The sequence below is a fragment of the Bradyrhizobium sp. 142 genome (genome assembly GCF_023074015.1).
Classification (GTDB): Bacteria; Pseudomonadota; Alphaproteobacteria; order Rhizobiales; family Xanthobacteraceae; genus Bradyrhizobium.
On the sequence record NZ_JADPKQ010000151.1, the window covers coordinates 1 to 8,151 of the forward strand.

An 8,151-nucleotide genomic window follows, 5' to 3' on the forward strand; every position below is an offset into this window, starting at 1 on the left:
TGCTCGAGCGGCAGAGCAATCTTTGGCATGCCTGCGAGGCTGAGACGTCGATGTGTATGGCGTTGCGGCCTGAACTCGTGGCAGAGGACCGCATCCGCATCGCCGAGGGCAACCACACGCCATCGGTCGCCGAACTTGTAGGCAAAGGCATCTATTTGTGGCGCAGCCTCGCGAGCGAATCCTCCAACGGTGTCTACGGTTATCCAAGCGCGGCCTCGCGCGAGAAGGGGGAGCGGCTGTTCGACGTGATCAGTCACGATCTTGCCGAGAAGATCTGCAGCAAGGAACTGTGGGCTCTGCCCAGGCGCTAGCTATCGGGCGCAAACTTCTCCGCGGCGCCGCATGCGCAGCGCGCGGAAGGCGGCCTGATGTTTCATCCTCCGTGCATGCCAGGAATCGGCGTCGTGCCCTCCCGGATCGCCCTGTGCGCAATTTCGCTCGACGCAGTTTTCATCCACCATGCTTGTGGCGCCCGTTGCAGATGATCTCGGTGTAGGTCGCAAGCCACGTTCGGAAATCGGGGAGGACGAGTCCTCGCCCGCTTGCTCCTCGTACGGTCCACGGCATTTTGTCAAGCACGATTGAGATGTGCAGTCCGATGAGGATGGCAGACCGAGTCGCGCGAAAGGCGGCGCGATAGGCATCGTTCATGTGGCTGGCCCCGGCATCGCCACCAAGGGCCATGGCCGTGGAAGCCAACCACCATGCTAGCTTCCGATCGAGCCCCCGCTGCATCCAGTGTTTGCGGCGCATCCGTGCTCGCTCCACTGGCTCCAGAGGAGGAGACACTGCAATTTTCGTCGTATCTTGATATCTAACCCGAACCCCTTTGGCTCCCAGCCGGAAGTATTGCAGCCAGCCACGCAGCATGGGGGTCAGGGTTTGACGGCCGATGGCAGGGTGCATCCACGCCCTTGGCGCAACGTTGTCCTCAGCTTGCTCCGCAGCCGCTCACTCGTGGCCGCGATCCGCAGCCGCGGTTGTTTGTTGGCGTTCATGGTGTAGCCGAGGAAGGTCCGCACCAGGATGGTCAACAGCATTCTTTGCTGCGTTAGCCTTGCGCCGCAGCCGCTTGGTCACGAAGCGTGTGATCGACACCATCACCGCTCGCCGGCTCGCCGCGTCCGCAGATAGATGTTGCAGTCGAAGGCGTGGCCTCGTCGAGCTCTTTGTCCAGATCGTCGACCAGGATGTTCGAAAGCAACGGTGACAGGGATCGCCTTGCGGCGGGCCTTCGCTCCGCGCCATCGATGCCACCCGTCATCAATCGGGCCTGTAAGTAGCTGCGGATCAGCCGCGTACCTGCCTGTCTGCGCCCCCGGCGGCGGTGCCATCAGCACATTTGGTTCACCGGTCGAAGAACGTCTCTAAGAAAACGTCGGTCTGCCGCGCCGCAATCAGGATGGAAGCGCGTATTGCCGATTGACGCGCTCAACCGAACGACTGGTCTCCAGCTTCTTGCTCAACATTCGTAGATAGACAAGCTGTCGCCGATGCGTGGGAAATTCGCCAGCGTTCAGTTTGGCGCCCTCAATTAAAGCAACAGAAGCCCAGCGAGTGTTACTGGAGAGCACCACGACGAAGATGCAGTAGCCAGGCCCACTGTGTGGCCTGGCTAAGATGGCGAGGAGAGGTCGGCTGACCAGCCATAGCGGCGGAGGTCATCCTGCCCGCCATGCCAGCCAACGCTCCTGTATGTGATCCGAGTTGGTCTTGCCATGCGGGCCTTTCGCCACAAGCCAAGCGTGGTCGAGCTGGACAGTCTTCGCCGCGTTTTCGGGGTTTATGCTGAGGAGCGGAAGTAGGTCGGCTGGAAGGTACTTGAGCTGATTTACGTTCGGGCCGGGATAGCCTGTAGCTTGAGTAAAGGCGGCCGCCATTTCGGCTCGATTCACAAATGCGATGAATTTCTGTGCATTTGCGCTGTTCGGCCCGCCCTTAAGAACAGTCCAGGGGATTCCTCCTATAGTGGCGCCGTCCCATGCCATGCGAATCGGAGCCCCCTGCTTAATCGCCGCGAGCGCGCGACCATCAAATGCACTCGTCAACGCATATTCACGGTTGTTGAGCAGTTGTATGGGTTCCCCCCCGGCCGCCCACCACTTGGTGATGTGCGGCTTGATCTCGTCCAGCTTCTTGAGCGCCCGGTCGATCTTATCATGGGTCAGCGGCCAGAGATCTTTGTGCGCGACGCCATCGGCCATCAAGGCATACAGCATGGAATGATAACCAAGGTTGGCATTCAGTCCCCTCGGCCCCGGGAATTCCTTAATATTCCAGAAGTCTGCCCAGTTCTTCGGACCGCCCTTCGGAAAAGCGCGCTCATCATAAACTAGCAGATTCGCGTTTCGGAACGCTAAGACAGCATCCGTGAGGCGAGCAGATTCTGGCACACCTTTTAGCGCTTCGCCATCCCAGAGACTATAGTCGATGGGCATGAACACGCCGGCCTGATGCAGCTCTGAATATCCTTGAGCTATGACAAGAGCGATGTCCCAGTCGACGCGATTGGCTGCACTCATTGCTTTGATCTGGGGCTCGGCAAAGTCGGCTGTCACATCGACAACCCTGATGCCTGTAGCCTTCGTAAACGGGTCTGAGACATACTTGCGCAAGTTTTCTGTAAACGAGCCACCATAACTGTAAACGACCACTTCGCCAGTGCCGGCTAGTTTTTCCTGCCCGAAAGCTGCAGTGGCTTTTACAACGAGCGGTGCACTCAGCAGCGCTGCCGCCGATGATTGGAGGACCGAACGTCGGCTTACGCGGCGGCCTGGAAGTATACGAGACACCTGCTCTGACATGATTCCCCCTTCTTGAAAGCACACGCTTAGTCGTCAACGGCTCAAGGGGCGCACCTCACCTGGAACCTAAGGGGAACCCTACTCCGACGACCGAGCCGGTTTTCACCAATTATCATCGCCAGCTCGATGAAATTCCGCATTCCCGTAAGGGGGCAACCAGACGGTTCAGAACAAATGACGGCAGTAGTAAGCTCCCACCAACGGCAGACTATGCCGACCTGACATTCTCCAAACTGGCTTCGACAACCCTTGGAATCACGTCTCAAGCCCGGCCATCCAATGGAGGACCGGAGCCCAAGCCGTTTTTAGTCAGGCGCATGCCGCAGCTGATTGCGCTACAGGACTAATGTGCCTTCCACGCGAGAAAGCGTTCCTCAAGATGGTCGGAATTAGTTTTTCCGTCAGAACGCTTTTTCGCCAGCCATGCCGAATCCTGAGTCACTGCCAGAGAGGCGTTGTCTGGGTTAACACTAAGCAAGCGCGCCAAATCTGGGGGCAGGTGTTTCAGCTGGTTTGTGTTGGCACCAGGCCAACCAGTGCCAAGCGTCCATTCGGCTGCGATTTGAGCGCGATTTAAGAAGGCCACAAGCTTCTGCGCGTTTGCGGTATTTGGCCCACCATGCAAGATAGTGCCCAAAGTTTTCACCAAGCAGGATCCTTCGTACACCATCTCGAAGGGTGCTCCAGTCCGGATCGCTTGGATAACACGATTATTATGGGCCGCCGTCATGGCGTACTCGCCGCGCAGGAGTAATTGAGTCGGTTCTCCGCCGGCCACCCACCATTTCACCACGTGGGGCTTGATTTCGTCGAGCTTCTTCAATGCGCGATCGATTTGCTTGTCATCCAGTGGCCAGATGTCTCGCGCAGCAACGCCGTCGGCCAACAAGGCAAACTGTAGGTCAAATATACCCAGGTCGCCCATAAGTCCGCGCGGTCCCGGGAACTTTCTAACGTCCCAAAAATCGGCCCAGCTTTTCGGCCCACGATCTGCGAATGTTCGCTTGTCATATGTGAGCAGCTCCGCCGTGATGCCAACTACAAACGCCTCTTTCAGGCGAGAGTCCGATGGTGTTCCCTGGATCGATTCCTCATCCCACAGAGTGTAATCGATCGGCTCGAACATGCCCGCCTCGGACATCTCCGGAAAGTTTCTGGCCTCGACGAAGGCGATATCCCAATCGAACCGCCCAGCTTGATGCATCGCCTTGATGTGCGGTTCGGCAAAGTCGGCTACGACATCCACCACCTCAATACCGGTGGCCTTTGTGAATGGACGAAAGACATGCTTTCGAGCCGCTTCGCTGAAAGTGCCGCCGTAGCTGAAGACCACAACTTCGCCGCTGCCCGCAAGTTTGTCCTGCGGCTGCGCCCCAGCAGCGGTGGCGATCAAAGGCACGCTCAAGAGCGCTGCCGACGATTGAAGAAGCGATCGCCGGGTTAGGCCTTGGTTCAAATGCTTCCAAGAAAGCTTTTTCAATTTTCCTCCCCTATTGATTGTTAAGCGCTCCTCACCGGCTCAAAGTACCCAGAGCGACGGCCGTAACAAATTCAATTATCGCGATCACATTGGGTTATGCTGCAAGAATTCCACATCTCACGACGGTTCTGTGCATTGTGAGACCGCAGCAACATCCAATCGGGTTTTCTGGACTGCGAGATGACCGGCGACGCCCAGCCGATGGCCGTTGATGTGCGCCCGCACTGCGCGGTCAGTCAGATCGGCATAAGAGGACAAGTGCGAACTCTCTCATTTAATGGTCGATCTGGATTCGATAGAAGCGCGCCGCTGTAGCGAAAAAGAGCTCGTGTTTTTCAGTGTCCGTATACGGCTCAGCCAAGCGCTTGAAGGCGTTCCACAACGTTGCATAGCTACATGTCAGCACATCGACCGGAAAATTGCTTTCAAACATCGCACGCGCAGGCGAGAACGCCTCAATACAAACTTCGATATACGGTCGCCATTCTTCGGCGAGTTGAACTGATGATGTGCGTGGGTGGGCCATGAATGATGGAAAGGCAGAGTAAGGCATACCAAGGCCGCCCAGCTTGACATACACATTTGGGCATTTGGCCAGCGTTTCGATGCTCGTGCGCCATGTTGAGAACCGCTCCGCGCGACGACCGCTATAGGAACCTATTCCCAGGGGGGTACCTGCGTGATCAAGGCAAATCATCGTGTCAGGGAAAGCGCGCACAAGATCGATTAGATCAGGAAGCTGCGGTTCGAGAAGCCAAGCGTCAAACGTAAGGTTGAGCGGGGCCAAACGGCGAAAGCCCGCTCGGAACTGCGCATCGCAATATAGCCCCGAGTGCCTGGGCGGGGATGGCTCGATCACCTCTGGATCAACATCGTAGGCCGCGCTCTGCCGAATTCCGCGGAATCGCTCTGCACTTGCCATCATATGCGCCTCGAGCAGGGCAGCAACCCTATCTCCGACGCTAAGATCGGCATAACCGACAATTCCCGCGCAGAGTTGACGGTCGCCATAGACTCCACTGGCTCCCATAGCGGCGACGCCGTTGACAAATTCGGTTTCGCCAATCGGGGCCATTTCGGTTGAGGCTAGTCGCCGATACATCGAACCACATTCCAGATGAACCGTAGCTCGGATGTCATGTCCGCTGTTCAGATCAGCGAGCAACTCTTCGGCGAGATAGCGCGGCGTGCGGTGCAAAACATTATCGTAAGAATACCGCGACGCCGGTTTGTGCGGCTCGCGCGCCCGCCAATCCCATAAATGGTGGTGTGGATCGATAATCGGCCGATCTGGCTCCAGGACTATTTCTTTCTCGATAACGGTCATCGTTTTCCCTCACTGAATTAGGACAGCCATAGACCGTGGGAAGGGCGCAACCTACCCGCTGGGGCAAGGGCCAGCCAACGGTTTGCCCGGATGTGAGGCAGAACGCAAACAGCGCCGGCCGCCTGTTGTCGACCACAGCAGCCGTTGCTCCTTCGGAATCCCAAGTTGACCCTTCGGCGACGGTTGCATTGGCTGCCTGAATGCAAAGGTCTTCGGTCATGTTTTTCCTCCAACATTGGCGGCGCTGTACATCCTTCGGAAGCGAGACGATGAACTCGCCCATGGATGAACACGCTCACACCGGCGATAGCGCGGCCTCAATACTCTGAATAGGTCTAACGAAATTCGAGACAACAAAGCTGCGAACTTGACAAGAAGTTGGCGCAATCCTGCGAGCTCACGCCGAAATGATACTTGCTTTCGACCGGAGCCGTTACGCATGGTTAGCCAGCCTGTGCGCCGGCGCGGCATCCCGTAATGCCCTTCGATCCACCCCTTTGAACTAAACCTACGATCACCACACGGTGATAAACATGCCATCGATTGGGTATTCATTGACAGGAGACGCACAGCGGTCCAGCGCAGCATCTTCCATCGCGCGAATGAGACTAGGAAATACCCTCGGACTGGAAGTCCCTCGCCTGAAGGACCAAAAAGCCTGATGACCAAGCAGAATTCTGCAGGTCGTTTGTTCAGTGGCCTGAGCACCGCGCATTGCTTCAGTCGAGGAGGCACCGCTTGGCCTACGTTCGTCATACAGGCTCCATCCCTGCTGCGTCACAAATCAGGACGGCGCATCGACCTGCAGCATGGAGTAGCATGTCGGCATATCGAACGTATCGATGACGTCCTCAACGGTGACGGGCACGGCCCCGACAAGACCCGAGACTCCGGATGTTCGATCTCCAGATTTTCCGGGTGTCGGCACCCTACTGAGGAAGGACGGTCCGCGAAGCGCGACGTCGCGCGAGGCGATCCGGCTCGACGCCGGCTTGCCCTAGGAAATCGCGGCCTCGATCTCGACGGCAGCCGAGTTCGACAGCTCGGATGCGTTCACTTCAAGTTAGGATCAGGTCATCGAATTGCAATCGAGCGTGTCCTGGTGTAGGTCGAAGACGTACTCTATCACCTGGGCCAGACAGCGCAAACGCAGTATGGCTACGCTGCTGGTCCTCACGACGTAAGTTTCTCCTCGTCGGTCACCGCGCTCAGGTCATCGACCGGACATCCCGTCCGCCCCGCGTCGAGACTTACGAACAGACCTCGGGCTTTTGCGTAGCTCCTCGATGATTTCTGAGACCGCAAGGCGCACTGCCGGCTTCTCCGCCAGGCCGAATGTCGTCCTCAAAATCCAGGATCATAGCGTCGGTTCACTTCAAAATCTGGTCGAGTCTGTATACGCGGACGAAGAGCATCGAATGATGATACTTAGCGTCTCGATACCTCTGAGGCATGCGGCTCTCTCTCGGACGGGAGGTGCTTGTGTTGATTTATGTTCGGACCTGCATAGCGGACGCCTTCGGTAAAAGGCCGCTGCCATTTCGGCCCGATTGCATAAATGCGATAAGTTTCTGTGCATTTGCGCTGTTCGCCCCTTTCAAGAGCAATCCAGCACCATCGCCGATCATGAAAGCACGAGATCACCAAGGTCGCCAGCGGCTCGCCGTCGGAGGCCTTCACGACGCTCTGAAAGCGGATTAACTGCCTCCGTGTCTTTGGCACTTATCGTGGACGCAATCATGGAGGACCTGGCTGTGATCAGCGAGTCGACAGCGACTGTGTTGTGAAATGTGATATCTCACTCGCCATCCAAGCGGAGTTGAGATTCATCTTACCTGGGTCAGCAAAGCAGGCGGCCACGGAGGAAACGTCGACACAATCTTTAAGGGAAGTTGCGTTGGCGCCTCATTGACGAGGGCAAGCTTTCGCCCGGCGGATCGGCGCCCATGCCGAGACCAAGCGACCGTGAAAGGGTGTCGAGGGCTGCTATGGCTCAAATGCCACTTCAATAAACGCGACCGGCTCGGCTAACGTTTGGGAGAGACGCGCTGGCCAGAAACAGCGTAGTGACCGCGCCGCGCCGCAGTCCAGGTTATTTCTGCGATTTGGGCTGTTTCCTTCTTTCGTAAACTCTCAGCCTATGGCGCGACAATCAGGATGAGAGCGGCGCGTCAATCAAGATGAGACAAGGCGGCCGAGTCAGGAGATAATTGACGCTGGCCGCCGGCTTGGCAAGCGCTGATTGACGCTGCGCGACAATCAAGCGGTACTGCCAGCGTCAATCATCGCTTTGTCGAGCTCGTTTGGAGTGGCGTGAACGGGCGGCCGGCCTGGACCGCGCCTTCGATCGAGAGCAACTTTTCGACGGTACCTCTCGACATTCATCTCGAGGATCGTGGCGTGGTGCACCAGGCGATCGACGGCCGCCAGCGTCATTGCCTGATCGCCGAACACGACAGAGTACCCCTATTTTGGAACGGGTCGTGTCTCACGTCACGATCACCGACCCGCATCATTTTCTGTTCGGGCACCGGCTTGAG

The 8,151-nt window shown here is 57.3% G+C and carries 5 protein-coding genes and 1 pseudogene; 1 reads left to right on the top strand and 5 read right to left on the bottom strand.

Annotation, left to right across the window (positions count from 1 at the left end; translation table 11 throughout):
* Positions 1-311 (top strand): creatininase family protein (locus tag IVA82_RS14635; protein ID WP_247493348.1); only part of this gene is annotated, 311 nt, incomplete at its 5' end.
* A gap of 564 nt (positions 312-875) precedes the next feature.
* Here IVA82_RS14635 and IVA82_RS14640 read toward each other — a convergent pair.
* The 5 genes and pseudogenes from IVA82_RS14640 to IVA82_RS14660 all read right to left on the bottom strand — a co-directional run.
* The gene (locus IVA82_RS14640) at positions 876-1,040 is read right to left on the bottom strand and encodes a hypothetical protein (protein ID WP_247493349.1); all 165 of its coding nucleotides are present in this window, start codon (positions 1,038-1,040) and stop codon (positions 876-878) included.
* Positions 1,041-1,661: 621 nt separating this feature from the next.
* Entirely contained in the window at positions 1,662-2,804 is a 1,143-nt protein-coding gene (locus IVA82_RS14645) for an ABC transporter substrate-binding protein (RefSeq protein ID WP_247493350.1), read from the bottom strand.
* Positions 2,805-3,147: 343 nt separating this feature from the next.
* Positions 3,148-4,284 (bottom strand): ABC transporter substrate-binding protein, encoded by a 1,137-nt coding sequence (locus IVA82_RS14650; protein ID WP_247493351.1) that lies wholly within the window; start codon positions 4,282-4,284, stop codon positions 3,148-3,150.
* Between the two features lie 274 nt (positions 4,285-4,558).
* Positions 4,559-5,611, bottom strand: a complete 1,053-nt coding sequence (locus IVA82_RS14655) for an amidohydrolase family protein (RefSeq protein ID WP_247493352.1) — start codon at positions 5,609-5,611, stop codon at positions 4,559-4,561.
* Between the two features lie 2,259 nt (positions 5,612-7,870).
* Positions 7,871-8,065: pseudogene (locus IVA82_RS14660) on the bottom strand (ATP-binding protein); the annotation flags it as partial.
* Between the last annotated feature and the right edge of the window lie 86 nt (positions 8,066-8,151).